This is a genomic window from Streptomyces sp. BBFR25 (assembly GCF_044590125.1).
GTDB classification, from domain to species: Bacteria; Actinomycetota; Actinomycetes; order Streptomycetales; family Streptomycetaceae; genus Streptomyces; species Streptomyces canus_D.
This window is the reverse complement of the sequence record NZ_CP172447.1, coordinates 8706396-8724356: the sequence shown is the minus strand read 5'-3', so window position 1 is coordinate 8724356 and position 17961 is coordinate 8706396. Positions and strand designations below refer to the sequence as shown.

Here is a 17961-nt window from a genome sequence, read left to right as displayed (position 1 = left end):
GATTTGGACGACCACGGCTCGAGGGGCCTGGCCGGATTCGGGCGGGCCGGCATCTTATGGGCGGGACCGAAGGTCTACCGCCGCTATGCGACGCAGTCGGCCGGATAGGGGCCGGATGGGCCGGGCCGGGCCGCGGGTGGGCCCGGCCGACGCGCAGGGGGCGCTGGCCGCAGGGGCTGTGGCTGCGCCGTGCCTGTGTCGCAGGGTGTGCGACTACCGGTTGCGGGTGATCGTCTTGTGCTCGACGTAGCCGGTCAGGCCCACCTTGCCGTATTCACGGCCGATGCCGCTCGCCTTGTAGCCGCCGAACGGACCGTCGAAGCTCATCGGCGAGCCGTTCAGGGTGACTGTGCCGGTGCGCAGTCGGCGGGCGACGGCAAGGGCCCGCGCAGGGTCGATGGTCCAGATGCCGCCGGACAGGCCGTAGTCGGAGTCGTTGGCGATGCGGACGGCGTCGTCCTCGTCGTGGTAGGCGATGACGGACAGGACCGGGCCGAAGATCTCCTCCTGCGCGATGCGCATGGAGTTGTCGACGTCGGCGAAGACGGTCGGGGTGACGTAGTTGCCCTTCTCCAGGCCTTCGGGGATCTGCGGTCCGCCGGTGACCAGCCGGGCGCCCTCCGCCATGCCGATGTGGATGTAGTCGATGACGCGCTGCTGCTGGTCGGGGCGGATCATCGGGCCGATGAAGGTGTCCGGAGCGGACGGGTCGCCGACCTTCAGCGATTCGACCATGGCCTTGACCGCGGCGACGACCTCCTCGTAGCGGCTGCGCGGGGCCAGGATGCGGGTCTGGAGGATGCACGCCTCGCCGTTGTTCGCCAAGGAGCCGAATCGCAGGCCCTGGACAGCGGCGTCCAGGTCGGCATCGTCGAGGATGAGGGCAGCGGATTTGCCGCCCAGCTCCAGGCTGACCCGCTTGAGATGCTCGCCCGCGATGGAGGCGATGCGCCGGCCGGCGCGGGTGGAGCCGGTGAAGGCGATCTTGTCGACGTCGGGGTGAGAGACGAGGTACTCGCTGGTCTCGCGGTCGGCGGGAAGGATGCTGAGCACGCCCGCGGGAAGCCCGGCCTCATGCCACAGGTCCGCCAGCAGCATCATGCTGAGAGAGTTCTCCGGGGAGACCTTCAGGACGACGGTGTTTCCGGCTAGCAGGGCCGGGACCAGCTTGGCGGTGGCTGCGGAGAACGGCGAGTTCCAAGGGATGACCGCGGCGACCACGCCGATCGCCTCCCGTCGCACGATGGTGTCGAAGGTCACCGACGGGTCGGACGGCTCGATGATCTCCTCCCAGCCGAACTCCTCGGCCGCCTTCAGGTACGCCTTCACCTGGCGGTTCAGGAAGGGCTGGCCAGCCTTGGTGAACCAGCCGGCCGAGCCGTTCTCGACGGATATGGCCCGAGCGACCTCGTCGGCGTGGGCGGCGCGCAGGGCGTCGTAGCGCCGGACGATCTCCTGTCGCTCCTCGGGGCTGGTGCGCGGCCAGAGCCCGTCGTCGAAGGCCGCGCGGGCCGCGGCGACGGCAGCGTCGACGTCCGCGGGCACGGCCTGCGCAGCGCTGCCAAGCAGGGACTGGTCATGCGGGGAAAGGATGTCGATCCGCAGATTCGGGTCGCTGGGGGCGACCCATGCGCCGCCGATGTAGAGCTTGTCGCGAACAGTCATGTCTTCACAGTTCCTTTGTGTGAAAGAGGCGAGAGGGTGGGTGGGGAGAAGGGAGCGGGGGCGCGTCGGCAGGCCGACCGGTGCGGGCGGTGCCATCTCGCGTGCGGGGATCTGGGCGAAGCCGCTCTGCGGTCATGTCGAAAGGACAGGTAGGCGCTCCGACCGGGCTGGCTGAGCCGGCCTTCGGTAATTGCGTCGGCCTCCGGCGGTCGGGCAGCCGCGCCCCGGCGGTTGTGCCGACCACCTCCGGTGGTCGGTCAGCTCCCGATGGTGCCCGAGCGTGCGGGCACATCACCGGAACAAAGTGGTCAGGCGGTGGGGTAGTCCGTGGAGCGGCTGACCTCGGCCCACTCGCGGGCCTCGGCAAGGCGCGCCTCCTCGGCGCTGATGGCGATCTCCAGGGCATCGCTGCCAAGGAGCAGCCGACGCGAGGGCTTCGCCGCCTCCACCGCGCCGACGACCGCGCGGGCATGCGGTCGGGGTAACCCGGCTCGTTGCCGGCGTACTCGGCGAACCTCGCGAGCCACGCGCCGACCGTCTCCTCGTAGTCGGAGGTGACGGGACCGGACGGCTCCGCCGCGCCCGCGGCCCAGCCCGTGTGGATGCCGCCGGGCTCGACGATGGTGACCTTGACGCCGAACGGGGCCACCTCATTCGCCAGCACCTCGAGAACCCTTCGACGGCGAATTTCGCGGTCTGATAGGCACTGAGGCCGGGCGTGCCGCTCACGCGTCCGCCGATGGACGACATCTGCACGATGTGCCCGGACCGCCGGCCCCGCATCACTGGCAGCACCGGCCGGGTCAGGTTGACCACGCCGTACAGATTCGCCTCGACCTGCGCGCGGAACTCGTCCTCTGGAAAGTCCTCGATCGAGCCGCTGATGGCGTAACCGGCGTTGTTCACGAGCACATCGATCGAACCGAACTGCTCCACCGCCGTCGCCACCACGTCCCGGGCGTCGGACGGAGAGGTGACGTCCAGCACCACCGCCATCAGTCGCTCAGGGTGCTCGGCCCGCAAGGAGGTCAGCCCCTCCGGCCTTCGAGAAGTCACCACGACCCTGTCGCCGGCGCTCAGCGACGCGAGATCCAGAGCCTTGCCCAGCCCCTGCGAACCGCCGGTGATCAGCCAAATCCGTGACATGGCGCATCCCTCTTCTCGTACGTCGGCTCGTCGTTGCGTCGCACTCCCAGCGTTACGGCACGGTCTCGCCACTCCACAGTAGAGGAATTTTTCATTACTGCAACATGGAAGTGGCATTTTCTGTATGTGCTGCGACTAACAGGTTGACTTTCGTGCCGAAAGTGTCCGCTGGACGTAGAATCTCCAAATCATGAGAGCTGACGCCGCACGCAACCTCACCGCTGTGCTCCAGGCCGGAGCCCAGCTGCTGGCCGAGGACCCAGGCACCTCGATGGCGGCGATCGCCGCCGCCGCGGGAGTAGACCGCACCACCGTCCACCGCCGCTTCGCCAGCCGCGAGGCGCTGCTCAGTGCCGTCTTCCAGGCCAAACTCGACTCCGCCGAACAGGTCCTGGACGAGGCACGCCTCACCGAGGCCCCTGTTCCGGTCGCCCTCCACCGCTACCTGGAAGGGATCATCCCCGTCAGCCGTCAATGGCCTGTCGACACGCGCCGCATGATGCAGCAGGACCCCGAGGCCAGCATCCGTCGCCAGGAACAGAGCGCCCGACTCGACGCCTTCGTCCGCCGCACCATCAACGAGGGCTACCTGCGCGCCGGCACCGACGCAGCCTGGGCGCGGGCGGTCCTCGACGGACTCGTCGACACTGCCGCCCACAAGTTCCCCGATATGGATCCCCCGCAAGCCGCCGACCTCGTCGCCAGCACTTTCCTCAGCGGCCTCGGCGCCACCTGACGACCGACCGGCCCGGCCGCGGTGGACCAAGGCGACCTCTGACAGCCCGCCCATCGACGGTTCGAACTCTCGTCAGTCGTGCGGATTGCCCTGCGGATGCAACAACTCGCCTGGGTGCGTAACGAACGCCCCGGACGGTGATCGGTCCGGGCGCGTCTGCACATCCGGATCTGCGAGCTACCCGCCGGGGTCGAATCCCTTCGGGGATAGGTCATCTCCCCAGCTCGTAGCAGCCGGGACGTCGAACTCTGGGCGACGACCGTGGCTGTCTGCTGTTCCGCTGCCGTTGTGTTGCGTCACTCGGCTGTGTCGTCGCAGCGCGGGTTCTAGGATGGCCGGTGACCGAGACACTGCCCCCGTGGGCCTTGACCTCTTCGACGTTGAACGGCTCCTGCTCACCGAAGCTGCGGAGCCGCCGCTGCCGCCCCAGGACGCTACGGCCCGCGACCGGGTGTGGGACACGGCGGTCAAGGCCAACCCCGTCCTCTTTGACGGGCCTGCGGTGGCGTGCGGGGAGCTGGAGCGGACTGGTCCAGGCGTCCTGCGCCTTTCGTGGGTGCGTGTGACCTACCGGCACTACGCCCTGCGTCGCGTGCCCGGCGCCACCGCACTGCCCTCGCTGTTCGTGAACGTGGTCCAGCCGACTGACGACGGTCGCGTGCTGGCGGCGAGGATGTCGCCCTCGACGGCCGCGCCAGGCCGCTGGCAGCTGCCAGGTGGTTCTGTGGAGCCTCCTCAGGACGGGGCAGTGCTCGACGAGGCGGCACTGGCCTGCCAGGCAGCGCGCGAGTTGGCCGAGGAGCTGGGCGTCGCCGCGTCCGCGGAGGATCTGGAGTTGTGCGTCGTCACCCGAGGTGAAAGCGGCAGCGTCGGATTGACCTACCTGGCCCGCCCCTTCCCGAGGCAACGCTGCGCGCTCACTTCACCGCTGCAGCGGCAGCCGAGCGCTGCCAGGGCCGCGAACCCGATCTCGACACCATCGTGCCGGTGGGCTCACCGGACGACCTGGCCGGTCTGGACGGCCCGCACGCGGATGGCGGCCAGCGCGTAGTGCTCGGCGGCGGCTCGTTGGTCGCCCACGGTCTCGTGGACCTTGGCGGTGCGGGAGTACACCGACGCGGCCGGTGGGCCCCAGCCCAGGGCCCAGAACGGCACTCTCGTCGCCGGGTGCACCGGCCAGCAGGGTGCGGGCATGGTCAGCCTCGGCGAGTGCCGCGCGGTGCTTTCCGCTCTTGGCCAGGGTGTGGGCGTGCACGACGCGGAAGAGGGCTTCGGTCTGTGCGTCCACCTGGCCTTTGGCCCGGTTCAGGCCGGTCTCGGCCAGGCCCAGGCAGTGTTCGGGGCGGTGGAGTTTGAGGCCTTGCACGGCCATCGTGCGCATCACGAATCCGTCGTGTCCGCGCAGGCCGGATTCGGTGGCCAGGGCGTAGAACTGGAGGTAGTAGCGCTGGGCGAGGCCTTGTTGGCCTGCGTCGTGGCTTTTCCAGCCCAGCAGGTGAACGCCGCGGCTGGCGGCGGAGAGCATCTGCCGGCGGACGTCGTCGGTGCGGAACCGGGCCCGGCACAGCGGTGCGACGTCGTCGCGGAGGTAGGTGACCAGGGCGCTGCGTCCGTGGTGGCCGCCGTGGCGTTCGTCCATCTCGGAGAAGGCGTGGATCATGTCGCGGCGGCGGCGACTTCGGCCATGCCGACGGTGTGACCGGTGCGGGCGGCGGCGGTGCGGGCGGCGATGTCCTGGACATGGCTGAGGGGCAGGGCGGCGGCTACGGAGTAGGCGGAGGCCGACAGGAAGCGGCGGCGGTCCAACTCGTACCTCCACATGGGCAGCAGGTCATCCAGCGGGTCGTTCCCGAGGGACAGTCCGATGCTGTCTCTGTCTGGCTCTGCCGGGCAGGGCAGGCCGAGTCCGGCGAGGGTCAGCAGGCGGCCCAGGCGCCGGGAGAGGGCGACTGCGAGGTAGTGGGGCGTGTCGCCGCGAGGGACGGATCCGCTGAACCAGTGCTCGACGTTGGACTTGTTCGTGCGTAAGCGGTCGCCGCATTCGGCGGCGACGGCGCCCACTGCCTTGGCCAGCGCCTCGTAGGTGAGCCCGGATTCAGCGACGAGGGCGCTGAGCTGGGTGTTCGGTGTCCGCATGGCCCATGAGCACCTGCCCGGATATACCCGAGCCACCCGCTCCACGCTCTGGCCTGGCTCGCCGGACGGATGCACCGCTACGGCGACAGGCTGCGTGCCGGGCAGCTGGTCCTGGCCGGGGCCGTGCACGCCAGGCGTGCGCGTGGTAGTTCAGGGTGATGTGGTGCACTCCGTGGACGTACTCGCCGCGGCATGTGTCCGGCGCCGGCAACGCCCGTGTCGTTCGGTGCCTTCCAGATGATCTGGAACGACGTCGAGGTGGAAGCGGCGCGGCAGGGTGCTTGTCTCCCGGCATCCCCGGCACTCCAGCAGGTGCCGGACGCTCCCCTTCCGGCGGAGGAAGGTCACGCCCTTGCCCTCGAAGGTGTTGCAGCTCGCGCAGACCGGCCTTCTCCGAACTAAGCCGTCGCGCCGCTTGATGACCTGTGTAGCCTGCGGTCGGTGGAAATGGGACTGAACGCAAGTGACTGGCTGGCGGATACGCGGACGTCTTATGACACCGTCGCTGCAAGCTACGCAGAGCTGACACGTCACCTCTTGGACGAGACACCCGAGGAACGCGCGGTCCTGGCCCTGTTTGCCGGCCTGGTGCGTGCCCAAGACGGCGGGCTGGTCGCGGACGTGGGGTGCGGGACAGGCAGAATCACAGGCTACCTGCGGAACGTTGGCCTGGACGCGTTCGGCATCGATCTGTCACCTGGAATGATCGATGTGGCCCGTCGTGAGCACCCCGGCGTGCGGTTCGATCTCGGTTCCATGACGGACCTCGCCTTGGCCGACGCCTCCCTGACTGGCCTGGTCGCCTGGTACTCACTGATCCACATTCCTGACGACGAGATGGGCTCGGTGCTGGCGCAGTTCCGTCGAGTGCTTCGGCCCGGTGGGCCGTTGCTTCTCAGTTTCCATGTCGGCGATGAGTCGCGGTTGAAGACTGAGGGCTATGGCGGGCATCCGATGAAGGTCCATGTCCATTACCGCCAGCACCACCAGACGATTGAGTGGCTCAACGAAGCCGGCTTCGCCGTCGAGACGCACAAGACTCTCACCTCTGCCGAGAGCAAGCTGGGAGGGATCATCCTCGCGCGACGTCAACCCTGAGCGGTTCCGCCAGTCGCGTGGCGGAGCAGATCAGATGGTCCGTGCGGCGATCTCGCCGAAGGCGGGCAGGCCCAGGTGGATGGCTGAGGGCTTGAGAGCGGCATCGAGCTGGGTCCACTGGTCCTCGGCGCCGGCCAGGCTGATCTCTAGGCCCTCGACCTCGCCGAGCCAGCCCTCACGCTGAGCTTCAGAACCGCCTGGCGTCCTGCAGGTACTCCACCACGTAGCCGCGTACATCGGGTTGCCTCCCCGGACCACTCGGCGATGGTCCAGCAGTTCCTATGCGGCAGGTCCGACAGCAACCGAGCACCAACCGTCCGTCTCTGCGCCGGAATTCGGCTCGCGTGAACCGGCCTGCAGTCCGGCTCATCAGGCCCTCGAACGCCGACGTCACTCGCCACGTCCGCAGGACCCATCGCCCACGCGCACGTCACCGCCGAAGTCAACGCGATCGTCTGCCGCTTCGACCCCCGGGACACTCCACCAGCCACCCGGACAGCTCTCCCTACACGTGGAGCCGACGAGAACCGCCTTCACCTTCCGGACCGAGGGCGATTCCGAGCCCCTTCCGGACAGCGCCAGCCACTGGATCAGACCCCACGAGTGCATACCCCCGGAAGCGGACGACCCAGACGACGGCTTCGGTATGTGATCTCAATCCAGTCGGCCGTAACCGACAAGCAGTCGCCTGCTCCCTGGAACACTCGCATCTGTACCTGCTGGAGCACTCAGAGGTGTGCGCCGATACCCGGCAGGTTGCAGAACGTGAGAGCTGGACAGAAGTTCGCCCAGAACCACGACTCATGAACAAAGCCAATGCTTCGACAGCGCCGCCGCGGAGAGCTTCTGGGCCCGGAGATCGGCACCCGCACCTGGCCCGACCGGGCCACCACCCGCGCCGAGTTCTTCATCTCCATCGAGGCCTTCTACTACTTTCCCGTTCCCTTGGCCCTGAGAGTGAGCTGGTCGGCGTCGACGACGGCCTGTGCGAAGGCCTGAGGCGCTTCTTGCGGCACGTTGTGGCCGATGCCCTCAAGAGTTCGATGTGCGTACGGACCAGTGAACTTGTCCCGATAGGCGGAGCCGTTGCCCGGAGGAGTGAAGGGATCCAGCGCACCGTCCAGTGTGACCGTCGGGACCGTGATCACAGGACCGGCCTGAAGCTTTTGTTCGATGGAGGCATAGCGCGGATCGCTCTCCGACAGGCTGAGCCGCCATCGGTAGTTGTCAATCACGATAGGAACGTAGTCAGGGTTGTCGAAGGCTGAGGCGGTACGATCGAAGGTCGCCCCGTCGAAGCCCCAAGTCGGCGAGTTGAACTTCCAGATAAGCCTCGCCAGCTCCTTCCTGTTCTGTTCGAGCCCCAGCCGCCCTCGCTCGGTGGCGAAGTAGTACTGGTACCACCATGCCCATTCATTCTTGGGAGGCAAGGGCTTCCTGTTGGCGGCGAGGTTGGTGATCAGGTAACCCGTCACGGATACCAGAGCCTTGACCCGTCGGGGCCAGAGCGCTGCGATGATGTCGCCCGTCCGCGACCCCCAGTCGAAACCGCCGAGGATCGCCTTGTCGATACCCAAGGCGTCCATGAGGGCGATGATGTCGAGAGCGAACGCCACCTGCTCCGCTGTCCTGGGCGTCTTGTCCGACAGGAATCGGGTCGTGCCGTGCCCGCGGAAGTACGGGACGATGACGCGGTAGCCCTGCTTTGTGAGCAGCGGCGCGACCTTTTCATAACTGTGGATATCGTAGGGCCAGCCGTGCAGCAAGATCACGGCGGGCCCTCGCCGGGGCCCCTGCTCCACGTAACCGACGTTCAGTTCGCCCGCCTTGATCTGCTTCAGCGGACCGAAGTGCGTCCTCTCCGCCGAGGTCTCCTCAACGGGACCGCCGCGAAGGGCCCGGTCAGCGTCGGATGTGCCTTTCGCGCAACCGGTGGTGAGGCCGGCGAGAGCCGCTGCCCCTGCGCCTGCCCCGAGGACCGTGCCAAAGGTGCGTCTGTCGATCATGTGACTCTCCGAGAACGATGCGCGTCGCTTTCGGGATTCCGTCCGCTGACGCAAGGTTCCTTTGCCCAGTTCTATCGCCCCGTCGCCACCGTACGGCGCGATATCAGGCCAACGGACCACACAGTTCAGCTCGCCGGGATCCTCACGGTGAACCGCCCCGTGGCGCAGAGACTCGATCACAGGACAGGATTGAGTCATGGCACGACCCTCCCGGCACCACGCTGAGCTGCGCCGCAGCGCGATGCGCAGGATCGCTGAGGTGCGCGGCGGCTGTCCGCACGCGACGCCGCCCCGCAGGCGGTGGCGGACAAGCTCGGCATCGGTTCCCTCGAGACGATGCGGAAGTGGGTGAAGCAGCACCGGATGGATGCGGGGCCGCGTCCGGGGACGAGACCGGAGGAGTCCGCCCAGCTCGAGGCGCTTGAGTAAGCCACCGCGACATCCGGCACATCGTCCGGTCCCACGAGCGTGCGTCATGCACCCCGGCCTGCAGCCAGTCAGCGTGGTTGCCGTCAGCCTCGAGAACCGCAAGAGCGACGAGCCTCACGGCGGCCACCGTCCCCACTCGGGCCAGAGCCTCTGCCGTCCGTCGCGTCACCGCCGTGTCCTCGACATCCAGCAGTAGCCCCACCTGATTCCCGTTTGGGCGCGCGAGTCGCCACAGGAGCCGAGATCCTGACCATGGCGCCAGCCGTTATTCACCCAAACCAGTGCCAAGCGCCACAATGATTGGTCCAAGCGCCGGAGGCGAAGTCGCTGTAACAGGCCTTGAAACCCTTAACCGGTGTGCTCGTGTACGCCGAGGCGGTTTGCCCACTCCACGCATCCAGCTCGTACGTCTTACCGTCGAAGAGCTGGTACACGATGGCCCCGCCATTTGTTTCATCGTGCGTCGTGCCGTACACCCAGACCCACCCCGGAGCACCATTTCCTGGGTTGTTGTCGACTGCGGCGTGCGTGCCCCACCAGTAGAGATCCGTCTGGGCGGCGGATGCGGGCTGTATGAAAACGATGCCCATGGAAGCAATTGCTGCCGCTACGACGGCGACCCTTCTCATAATCCTCATCGACGTCCTCCGACCTTCCGCGTCAATTGGAGCACAAAGCATCCGCAAACATAAGCATGGATGAGCGCAGTAGAGACGCTACCCTCTCTCTACTTGCATAGTCAATTAAACTTGAAAGCGTGACTCCCTGTTCATCTCGGCTTTAGTGAAAGTTTTTGGCGGGCGGCGGCGGGCGCCTTCGCCGAGGTGCTGAGCGGCAGGGCCGAGCAGGTGGAGAACGCCGTCGAGGTCGGCTTGGAGCACGACCTCGGGCTGACCTGCGACCCGGGCGGTGGTCTCGTCCAGATCTCGGGGCGTCGAGCGTAATGGCACCACGGTCAGGCGGTCACGGCCGCATGGTGCCCCTGCGTGGCGGCGGTAGCCACAAGGTCTCCCTCGACGAGGTCATCAAGCCGATGCGGGACGCCGGCAGGGACGTGGCGGTGAACTACGACGGGAGGGCGTGAGGCGGGCCCGCGGTGAACACCGTCGAGCGCTCGACTTGTTGCCTTCACGCATCTGCACCTGGTGGGTGCCGTCTTCGGAGGGTCGTGGGCCCAGATGGCGTCCACCAAATGGGCGGTCTCCACCGCGGTTGAGTTGGAGCACCAGGGCTCCGAGGACGACTTCCTGCCGCCCCGGTGCCACGTTCACGCCCCCTGCTTCCCGCTCGCCTCCAGCGGCCCGAGCACCCGGAAGGGGGCCCGCAGCCATGCCGCTGTCGTCGTAACCCGCCGATTTCATCAAGTGACGCGGGGGCGGGGATACATGGAAGTAGACGGCGAAGGGGGTCCTTGCCCGCCGAGGCGGCGTCGTCGCTCTCGCGGGCGCGGAGCAGGAGTCCGCCGGACGCTCCTGGCGAGGCGCCGGTCGCGGCCACCGCTCAGGCGCCGGCCGGCGTGTGCGCTCGGCACGGGCCACTCCCACACTCCGCCTGTGCCGGACCCTCCCCCGCGGAGGTCCGCGACAGCTGGACCCAGGCACCGGTGACCACCCGCCACCGAACGAAACACAGCCCCTACCGTGGCCGCCGCGTCACGCCCCACGCCTCCACGGATCACGTCACCGCCGTGCACGACGGCCTCAGGTCACGGGACTCGGAGTGGGGCCGGTGGAGCCCAACTGCTCCGCCGCCACGACCGGCGGCACGGGCCAGGTCACTCCGGGCGGCGGCCAGCTCTGGCCGGTGTCCCGCAGGAAGTCCGCAGGCGGCTCGTAGAGGGGCGGCTGACAGCCGTCGGGGATCATCGACGCCCACCGTATGCCGGCGGTACGCCCCTCGAACTCCTCCCGCATGGCCTCCAGCCGGTCGGGCTGCTCGATCAGGTCGACAGCACCCGCAGCCAGGTAGCGGGAGGCGGAGAGCAGCGCCTGATGGCCGATGTTGGTGGCCGCCGTCGCGGTGACGCCCCAGTTGTGGTTCGGGATGCCGGGCGGGTAGGCCGCCGACAGCAGGACCGCGGTGGGCGCCTGCCAGCTGATGTCCGCCGTGTCGGTGGCCAGACCGCCGGTGTACGCGGCCGCCGGTGGCGTCAGCGGGGCCAGTTCGGTGGGCATGCCGACTTCCGGACGGCCGAGCGACTTCTGCAGCGCCTTCGCCATCGCGTGGTCCGCGTCGGTGAACCGGGGGGCGCCGATCTGCCGCATGTTGTCGTTGAGCAGCTCCGCACCGGCCTTGTTCGCCAGCAGGTTCCAGGTGGCCGAGTGGAACTTGTGCACCAGGCGCGTCTGACTGGCCTGGGCCGCCGCCCTCGCGCACTCCAGAATTTTGTCGTAGAGGACGCGGGCCCGGTCGGGGCTGCCCTCCCGTACGAAGAACCAGATCGAGCACATGTCGGGGGTGACGTTGGGAGCGCCGCCGCCGTTGATGACGGCGTAGTGGAACCGGCCCGAGGGCGCGACGTTCTTCTCCCGCAGATACTCCGACATCGTCGCCATCAGCAGGGCACCGTCGAGCCCGCTCTTGTTGCCCAGCGGCGTCCCGCCGTGTCCCGAGGCGCCGAGGAAGGTGAAGGTCGCCGAGATCAGGGCGCTGGTGGTGTTCCAGAACGGCACCGTGATGTTGAAGGGGTGCCAGTCGAGGAAGGCGTCGAGCCCGTCGTAGACACCGGCCTTGACGGCGTAGGCCTTGCCGACGAGCTGCTCCTCGCCGGCGCTTCCGAAGAGTTTGACGGTGGCCTTCAGCCCGTGCGCGCGGATCGCGTGCGCCACGGCGATGGCCGCGGCTGTGCCTCCGGCGCCGAGGGCGTTGTGGGCGTCCCCGTGTCCGGCGCCGTAGGAGGGTCCGTAGGCGTCGTAGTGGTGGATCAGCGGGTCGTGGGTGGTCACGCCCGCCTTCTGCGAGAGTCCGGGCAGTGCGTCGTATTCGGCGTTGAAGCCCAGGACGGGGCCGCCGTTGCCGTAGGTGGCAACGAAGGCGGTGGGGAAGCCGCCGGATCCCCATTCGACGGTGAAGCCGTTGTCCTGAAGCAGCCGAGCGGTGGCGAGTGAGGACTTCCACTCGCGCAGGGACAGCTCGGCGTGCCGCCACACCTCGTCACTCAGCTTGGTGATCGCGCCTTCATTGGCCCCGATCCAGTTCAAGGCCGTGTCCTTCGCCGGGGTGCTGCGGGCCAGGCCGGTGGGCGGCCGGTAGCCGGCAGCGGTGACACCGGTTCTCTCGTCGTATCCGAGTGTCGCGGCCAGCACTGGGTCGGCCTGGAGAAGGGCTGCCGTCGTCGTCGAGGCGGTCAGTCCGAACATCTTGAGCAAGCGCCTGCGGCCGGGGTCCATGTCGTTCATGTTCGCGTCGTTCCTCGCGGGATGGGGTTCTTGGAGCTTCAGCGTCGGTCCTGCCCTGCGGCGGCCCCAGCCCCGGCACCGGGCGCTGACCACTCCGGGGGCACCGATCGGGAGGGGCGTTCCGCCTCGCACACCGGGAGGGTGTTCCAGCACGCGACCGCGGTGCTGCGGGAGCAACGTGTCGACAACACCACAGCAGTCTAACGGCACTGCCATGGTCACACGTTTGTGGACCGCGGCGTCAACGGGTGTGCTGTCTCGTCACTCTGACACGGCGGAGCCGCCCACACCCGGCGCCGGACGCGTCACCGTACGGGAGTTGACGGCGGACAGCGCCCCGGGGCAGGGCGCCGCACTGCGCCGGCCGCGAGCCCGGCCTGCTCCCCGCGGGCATCGGGACACAAGGGCCTGGGCTCAGACCAGGTCGCTCATGAACTGGCCGAGCACGTCCGTGAAACGCTCCGGCGCCTCGACATGCGGGGCGTGTCCGACACCGGGCAGGACCTGTACCTCGCCGCGCCAGAGCGTGGGCAGGGCCAGGCTTCGCAGGTAGTCCAGACTGACCAGTTGTTCGCCCTCGCCGTGCAGGACCGCGAGCGGCCGGTCGAGCCTCGTCGCGACCGCCACCTCATCGGCGAAGTTTCCCGCCTCGATGCTCGCCAGGAGGCCGGCGCGGGCCGCTCCGTCGGTGGCCAGGATGTCGGCGACGAGATCGTCTGTCGGCAGTTTGGACCCCGGCGCCAGGAAGCTCTCGGCGTAGGAGCGCGCGGCCTCGGCATCGACCTCGGCGGTGAACCCCACGTTCATGGCGGGGTTCGGCAGGAAGGCTCGGCCGAAATCGGCCGGACCGCTGACCGGCGGGGCGCCGAAGAGGACGAGGCCGGTGACCCCGGGCAGCTGCTCCGCCGCCTCGAGCACGACGTGCCCGCCCAGGCTCCACCCGACCAGCACGGCCTCCTCGGCACGCACCTCCTCGACGAAACGGGCGACGACCGAGGCGTAGCCGGGGATCGCGTGGTCCTCGGGAGCGCGCCCCCGGGCGGAGTCGCCGTGACCGGGGAGGTCGAGTGCCAGGCAACGGAACCGCCGTCCGAAAGGGCCGTCCAGCAGGGAGCGCCAGACCCGGGCGGACGAGGAGTTGCCGTGGACCAGGACGACGGCCGGTCCGGTGCCTTCCGACGTGACGCAGGCAACCTCCTGGCCGGCTGCGCTGACCCGCTCGCTCATAGTGCTCCACTCCCCTCCCTGTACGAAGACCGGCCGCAGTTCGGTACGGCCGTGTGGGTGATCAAGCTACTACGGCACACAGGGAACGGCCCCGGCGAGGCAGGGGTGCGACAGAGGTCACATTGATTGACTCGACAAGCACCTCTGACATGATGTGGGTGATGTGTCGAGCTTGTAGCTTTTCCCGCCTCATATCGGACAGGGAGCCGTGCGTTGAGTGGAACAGGGTCGGTGGCGTTGGTACGCGCCTTCTGGGAGGGCTTCGGACCTACGTGCAAGCATGCGGTCGCCGTCTGCCGGAAGGTCCTGGATGAGGGCGTGACCTGGGAGTCCCCCTTCACCGAAGAGGCACCCGTGAAGAGCCTTGACGATCTGGTGGCCTTCCTCGATCGCGCTCGCGAGTCGGGCGTCGAACGCTACCGCCTGGAGGTGAAGCATGTTGCCGCGGATGAGGACGTGGTACTGAGCCGGCGCGTCCAGACGATGATGGACAAGGACGGCAATGTCCTGGACGTGCTCGACGTGATGGCTGTGACCCGGGTGATGGACGGCAAGATCGTCTGGAATAGGGACTACTTCTACGGCACCCGGGTGCAAGGGTAGACGGCCCACCCGCTGATCCTCTGGGATTCGGCCGTGGACCGTGCCACCGCGCAACAGCGGTGTCCGCGACCGGGACCATCCGTCACGGGCCGCCGGCCACCCGGGCCGCGGATCAGGGAGCGGAAGGCCCGGCCGGTCGGAGAATCCGCCCGACTCGGGCACGGACCTCGTCCGTCGCCAGTCCCCGGATGGTGAGCGTCGTGCGACGGCGCAGCACGTCGTCCGCGGTCTCGGCCCACTCGTGATCGCGTGCGTACACGACTTGAGCCATGATCTCGGGGGCCTCGGGATGGATGCGTTGCGCGAGAACGGGATCGCGTTGGGCCAGGCATGCCACGTCGAAGGCGAGTGACCCGTAGTGGGTCGCCAGGTGCCGTGCAGCGTCGGAAGCCATACCGATACCCGGCGTGTTGTCGGTAAGCAGGCTGCGGGTGACCGCCCGGGGCGACTCCGGGAAGCGGTAGCCCTCTGGGCAGCCGCGACACTGGCTCGTAGCCCTCGCCCATCGGATCCGGGCAGGGTCTCCAGCGTCGATCCCGTTGACCGAGTCCGCCTGAGCGGTCACCTGGGCCAGAACCGTGTCCCAGGTGCCGTCAGCCGCCCACCTGCGATGGCGCTTCCACACCGTCTGCCAGGGACCGAATGCTTCGCGGGGCAGATCTCTCCAGGGGATGCCGTGCGGCATCGGTAGATGATCCCCTCGATGATGCGACGGTGGGCGAACGGACGCCCTGCCTTCCCCGCGCTGCGGGGAAGGCAGGGCACCAGGCGTGCCCATTGCTCATCGGTCAGCAGGCGTATGCGCCCGCTCGTGGTCACCGAGGCTGGTAGGCGGTCGCCAGCACGGAGACAGTGACCTGATCAGGCAAGAGGCCGCCGTCGTTCAGGTCTGCACGACTCACGTGGCGTGCACTCGGCGTCATCGCAACCAGGTCCAGGAGTTCCAGCCTGCTCAAGGACGCCGAGTACTCCACCTGTTCAGTGACGACGGCCTCGAAGAAGGGGTTGAGCGCCCGGTGCAGGCGCTGCTCCTTGGCCGGGTCGATCGTGACCATCGCAGGCACCTGACCGCGCAGCTCGGCCAGGTGCCGCCCGGTGGGCCGGACCACGATCAGCCGACCGGTCGCGCGCAGTACGCGGTGGAACTCGGCCGGGTTGCGTGGGGCGAACACGTCCAGCACGACATCGGCCGCCCCGTCGACCAGTGGGAAGGGACGGAAGACATCCCAGGTGACCGCGGCGGCTCGGTCGTGGGCACGGGCTGCCGAGCGCAGCGCGCGCACCGACGTGTCCAGCCCCAGGCCACGGGCGCCGGGCAGCTGGTCGAGTACGCCGGCCAGGTAGTAGCCGGTGCCGCACCCCACGTCTACCACCGTGCCCTGATCGGACATGGCGTCAGCCGCCAGTCGGGCCCCGACTTCGCGGATGGGCGCGTAGGTGCCGGTGGACAGGAACCGGTCCCGGGCTTGGACCATGGCTGCGTCGTCGCCGCTGGTGGCGCGGGTGCCCGTCAGCAGGCTGGCATAGCCGTGACGGGCGACGTCGAAGGTATGGCCCACCGGGCAACGCAGCGCACCGCCCTCGGGGTGCAGGCGGCGCGTTCGGCACGTCGGACAGCAAAGCAGGTCGAGGGACAGATCGAGGGCAGGGGGAAGCGACACGGGCACGAGGCACTCCTGGCGAGGGATGAAGGGAAGGGATCGTGCCTGCGCGCTCAGAGCGTCGCTGCCTCAGGAAGGAACCGGCAGCGTCGGGACGTGATTCACGCAGCAGGCACACCAAGGAGGGCGACGCCGTCCGGCATCGCCGTCAGCGCCTTCCGATCACAGGAAGCAGCAGTGCGGGGTGCTCATGAATGCCACGTCATAAGTCTACGAGCACGACGGAGCCCTCGATGTCTCCGTGCCCACCAGTTGGGAGACACGACCTTAGTAGTGCTTCGTTACGTCGGGTGATCTCGCCTGGTGGTGGGCATCCACTCCGGTATGAGGTTGGGGGAGGTGGAACGGCTCCGGGATGAGTTAGCGGAGTTCGTTGCCGATGTGTTCGCCTCGGTGCCGCGGCGGGACCAGCGGCGGTGGGGCGCGTGTTATCTGCAGGGTCTGATGCTGGACGGCCGGCGCAAGTCGATCCAGCCCATGGCCGAGCGGCTGTGGCACCGCCTCGGTGGGGGTGGCCCGCCAGTACTGCGGGGCGGTCGGCAAGAGGGCGAACTGCCAGGTCGCGGTCAGCGTCCACGCTGCCACCGACACCGCCTCCTGCCCACTGAACTGGGAGTTGTATCTGCCGCGCGAGTGGACAGAGGAGCCGGACCGCTGCCGCCGGGCCGGAGTCCCCGACGAGGTGATGCACCAGGAGAAGTGGCGTCTGGCGCTCGGCCTGCTCGACACGCTCGGCGAATGGCGGTTGAAGGCGCCGGTGGTGGTCGCCGATGCCGGTTACGGCGTCAGCACCCCGTTCCGACTCGGTCTCGAACAGCGAGGGCTGGCCTATGTCCTGGCGCTGAGCGGGAAGGAAGTCGCTCACCCGGAGAATGCCCGGCCGCACCAGCCCGCTTGTGGCGGGCTCGGTCCGCCGACGCTGCCCCGCTACCGCACTCCACCGCGAGCCGTTTCCGTCCTCGCCGCACAGGCCGGTTCACCGAGGTGACCTGACGCTGCGGTAGCAAAGGCGCGATGACCTCACGGTTCGCGGTGCTGACGGTGCGGCCCGCGGGCAAGCAGTCCCTGGCCGCAGCCCAGGAGGCGGGCGGCGGCCTCAACCGGTGGGACGGCGTCCTGCCCGCTCAACCCCTCTTGGTGGAGTGGCCGGACGGACAGGAGGCTCCGATCGGCCACTGATATCGAACCTGCCCGCCACCACCCCGATTGCCGACCTGGTGCGGTGGGCGAAGATGCGCTGGCGGATCGAGCACGATTACCGAGAGCTCAAGCACGGCCTGGGACTGGACCACTTCGAGGGCCGTACCTGGCGCGGCGGGCACCACCACGTCACCCTCGTCACCGCCGCCCAGGCCTTCCTCACCCTACGGCGGCTCGACCCAAAAGCACGCACGCCGGCCTGACCCTCTACCAGGTCCTCGATCTCCTCCAGGACCTGCTGAGGTGCTGGACCGGCACCTGCACCACCTGCGGACGTCCCCTGCCCACCCCGCGAAGCCGCCGCAGACGGCGCAGATCCTAACGAAGCACTACTAGCCGCAGGGCGCGGGTGCCGGGCCGTGCCCGCGATGAAAGGCGTCCGCGCCCCCAACTGCGCCCCGCTCGATGCCTCGGCGTTCCTTCAGAGGTTGCCTCAGCAGGCGCTCCTCCACACCTCCGCATGGGGGTCGGCCGTGTCCCTCGGATGGACGGGGCTCTGCGCGACCAGGCTGCCCGCACATTGGTCTGCGCCAGACACTTGACAGTCGTTTGCCTCACTTCTTAAATCATGCATTGAAGTTAGTAAGCTTTACTGTCCATCTCCCCCACTAGCGCTGCTCGAACCGTCCCGGCCTCATGCATGTCATGCACCCGTC

15 protein-coding genes and 6 pseudogenes are annotated in these 17961 nt (G+C 68.4%); 7 read left to right on the top strand and 14 right to left on the bottom strand.

Features of this window, described 5'->3' with window-relative positions:
• Positions 1-213: 213 nt before the first annotated feature.
• The 3 genes and pseudogenes from ACGH52_RS39230 to ACGH52_RS39220 all read right to left on the bottom strand — a co-directional run.
• Positions 214-1665 (bottom strand): aldehyde dehydrogenase, encoded by a 1452-nt coding sequence (locus ACGH52_RS39230; protein ID WP_210976671.1) that lies wholly within the window; start codon positions 1663-1665, stop codon positions 214-216.
• Between the two features lie 308 nt (positions 1666-1973).
• On the bottom strand, positions 1974-2192 hold the full coding sequence (locus tag ACGH52_RS39225; protein ID WP_308293563.1) for a hypothetical protein: 219 nt from the start codon (positions 2190-2192) through the stop codon (positions 1974-1976).
• Between the two features lie 178 nt (positions 2193-2370).
• Positions 2371-2811, bottom strand: a pseudogene (locus tag ACGH52_RS39220) (SDR family NAD(P)-dependent oxidoreductase); the annotation flags it as partial.
• Positions 2812-3001: 190 nt separating this feature from the next.
• On the opposite strand from ACGH52_RS39220, the gene ACGH52_RS39215 reads away from it, so the two are divergent.
• Together ACGH52_RS39215 and ACGH52_RS39210 are read left to right on the top strand one after the other, a co-directional pair.
• Positions 3002-3547: a TetR/AcrR family transcriptional regulator gene (locus ACGH52_RS39215; protein ID WP_121704778.1), complete on the top strand. Its 546-nt coding sequence runs from the start codon at positions 3002-3004 to the stop codon at positions 3545-3547.
• Between the two features lie 358 nt (positions 3548-3905).
• Positions 3906-4598: an NUDIX hydrolase gene (locus tag ACGH52_RS39210; protein WP_399946539.1), complete on the top strand. Its 693-nt coding sequence runs from the start codon at positions 3906-3908 to the stop codon at positions 4596-4598.
• Here the strand turns inward: ACGH52_RS39210 and ACGH52_RS39205 are convergent.
• Positions 4541-4741, bottom strand: coding sequence for a hypothetical protein (locus ACGH52_RS39205; RefSeq protein ID WP_399946536.1), 201 nt, complete (start codon positions 4739-4741; stop codon positions 4541-4543). The genes ACGH52_RS39210 and ACGH52_RS39205 overlap by 58 nt on opposite strands.
• On the opposite strand from ACGH52_RS39205, the gene ACGH52_RS39200 reads away from it, so the two are divergent.
• The gene (locus ACGH52_RS39200; protein WP_399946534.1) at positions 4740-5246 is read left to right on the top strand and encodes a hypothetical protein; all 507 of its coding nucleotides are present in this window, start codon (positions 4740-4742) and stop codon (positions 5244-5246) included. The two genes, ACGH52_RS39205 and ACGH52_RS39200, sit on opposite strands and share 2 nt — an antisense overlap.
• On the opposite strand, the gene ACGH52_RS39195 is transcribed toward ACGH52_RS39200, so the two are convergent.
• Positions 5204-5683 carry a hypothetical protein gene (locus ACGH52_RS39195; protein ID WP_210976673.1) on the bottom strand — a complete coding sequence of 160 codons (480 nt, stop codon included), beginning with the start codon at positions 5681-5683 and terminating at the stop codon, positions 5204-5206. The two genes, ACGH52_RS39200 and ACGH52_RS39195, sit on opposite strands and share 43 nt — an antisense overlap.
• Positions 5684-6136: 453 nt before the next feature.
• On the opposite strand from ACGH52_RS39195, the gene ACGH52_RS39190 reads away from it, so the two are divergent.
• Entirely contained in the window at positions 6137-6781 is a 645-nt protein-coding gene (locus ACGH52_RS39190; protein ID WP_121704793.1) for a class I SAM-dependent methyltransferase, read from the top strand.
• 30 nt (positions 6782-6811) lie between these two features.
• On the opposite strand, the gene ACGH52_RS39185 is transcribed toward ACGH52_RS39190, so the two are convergent.
• From ACGH52_RS39185 to ACGH52_RS39170, 4 genes and pseudogenes are all read right to left on the bottom strand, one after another.
• On the bottom strand, positions 6812-7018 hold the full coding sequence (locus ACGH52_RS39185; RefSeq protein ID WP_121704776.1) for a hypothetical protein: 207 nt from the start codon (positions 7016-7018) through the stop codon (positions 6812-6814).
• Positions 7019-7020: 2 nt separating this feature from the next.
• A pseudogene (locus tag ACGH52_RS39180) lies at positions 7021-7151 on the bottom strand (IS701 family transposase); the annotation flags it as partial.
• 559 nt (positions 7152-7710) lie between these two features.
• Positions 7711-8787, bottom strand: coding sequence for an alpha/beta fold hydrolase (locus ACGH52_RS39175; protein WP_121704775.1), 1077 nt, complete (start codon positions 8785-8787; stop codon positions 7711-7713).
• Between the two features lie 698 nt (positions 8788-9485).
• A complete protein-coding gene (locus tag ACGH52_RS39170; protein WP_399946529.1) occupies positions 9486-9806 on the bottom strand; it encodes a hypothetical protein in 321 nt (106 codons plus the stop codon).
• A 213-nt stretch (positions 9807-10019) separates the two neighbouring features.
• Here ACGH52_RS39170 and ACGH52_RS39165 point away from each other — a divergent pair.
• A pseudogene (locus ACGH52_RS39165) lies at positions 10020-10300 on the top strand (L-serine ammonia-lyase, iron-sulfur-dependent, subunit alpha); the annotation flags it as partial.
• 616 nt (positions 10301-10916) lie between these two features.
• On the opposite strand, the gene ACGH52_RS39160 reads toward ACGH52_RS39165, so the two are convergent.
• Together ACGH52_RS39160 and ACGH52_RS39155 are read right to left on the bottom strand one after the other, a co-directional pair.
• Complete coding sequence (locus ACGH52_RS39160; protein ID WP_399946526.1) at positions 10917-12614, bottom strand: amidohydrolase; 1698 nt, start codon at positions 12612-12614, stop codon at positions 10917-10919.
• Positions 12615-13028: 414 nt separating this feature from the next.
• Positions 13029-13841 (bottom strand): alpha/beta fold hydrolase, encoded by an 813-nt coding sequence (locus ACGH52_RS39155; RefSeq protein WP_210976675.1) that lies wholly within the window; start codon positions 13839-13841, stop codon positions 13029-13031.
• 231 nt (positions 13842-14072) lie between these two features.
• On the opposite strand from ACGH52_RS39155, the gene ACGH52_RS39150 reads away from it, so the two are divergent.
• Complete coding sequence (locus ACGH52_RS39150; RefSeq protein ID WP_399946523.1) at positions 14073-14444, top strand: nuclear transport factor 2 family protein; 372 nt, start codon at positions 14073-14075, stop codon at positions 14442-14444.
• 112 nt (positions 14445-14556) lie between these two features.
• Here the strand turns inward: ACGH52_RS39150 and ACGH52_RS39145 are convergent.
• The 3 genes and pseudogenes from ACGH52_RS39145 to ACGH52_RS39135 form a co-directional block, all read right to left on the bottom strand.
• Positions 14557-14953 (bottom strand): annotated as a pseudogene (locus ACGH52_RS39145) (glycerol-3-phosphate dehydrogenase C-terminal domain-containing protein); the annotation flags it as partial.
• Between the two features lie 37 nt (positions 14954-14990).
• Positions 14991-15263 (bottom strand): annotated as a pseudogene (locus ACGH52_RS39140) (transposase); the annotation flags it as partial.
• A complete protein-coding gene (locus tag ACGH52_RS39135; protein WP_210976676.1) occupies positions 15260-16111 on the bottom strand; it encodes a methyltransferase in 852 nt (283 codons plus the stop codon). The pseudogene ACGH52_RS39140 and the gene ACGH52_RS39135, both read right to left, overlap by 4 nt.
• Positions 16112-16429: 318 nt before the next feature.
• Here ACGH52_RS39135 and ACGH52_RS39130 point away from each other — a divergent pair.
• Positions 16430-17508: pseudogene (locus tag ACGH52_RS39130) on the top strand (IS701 family transposase).
• Positions 17509-17961 lie beyond the last annotated feature (453 nt).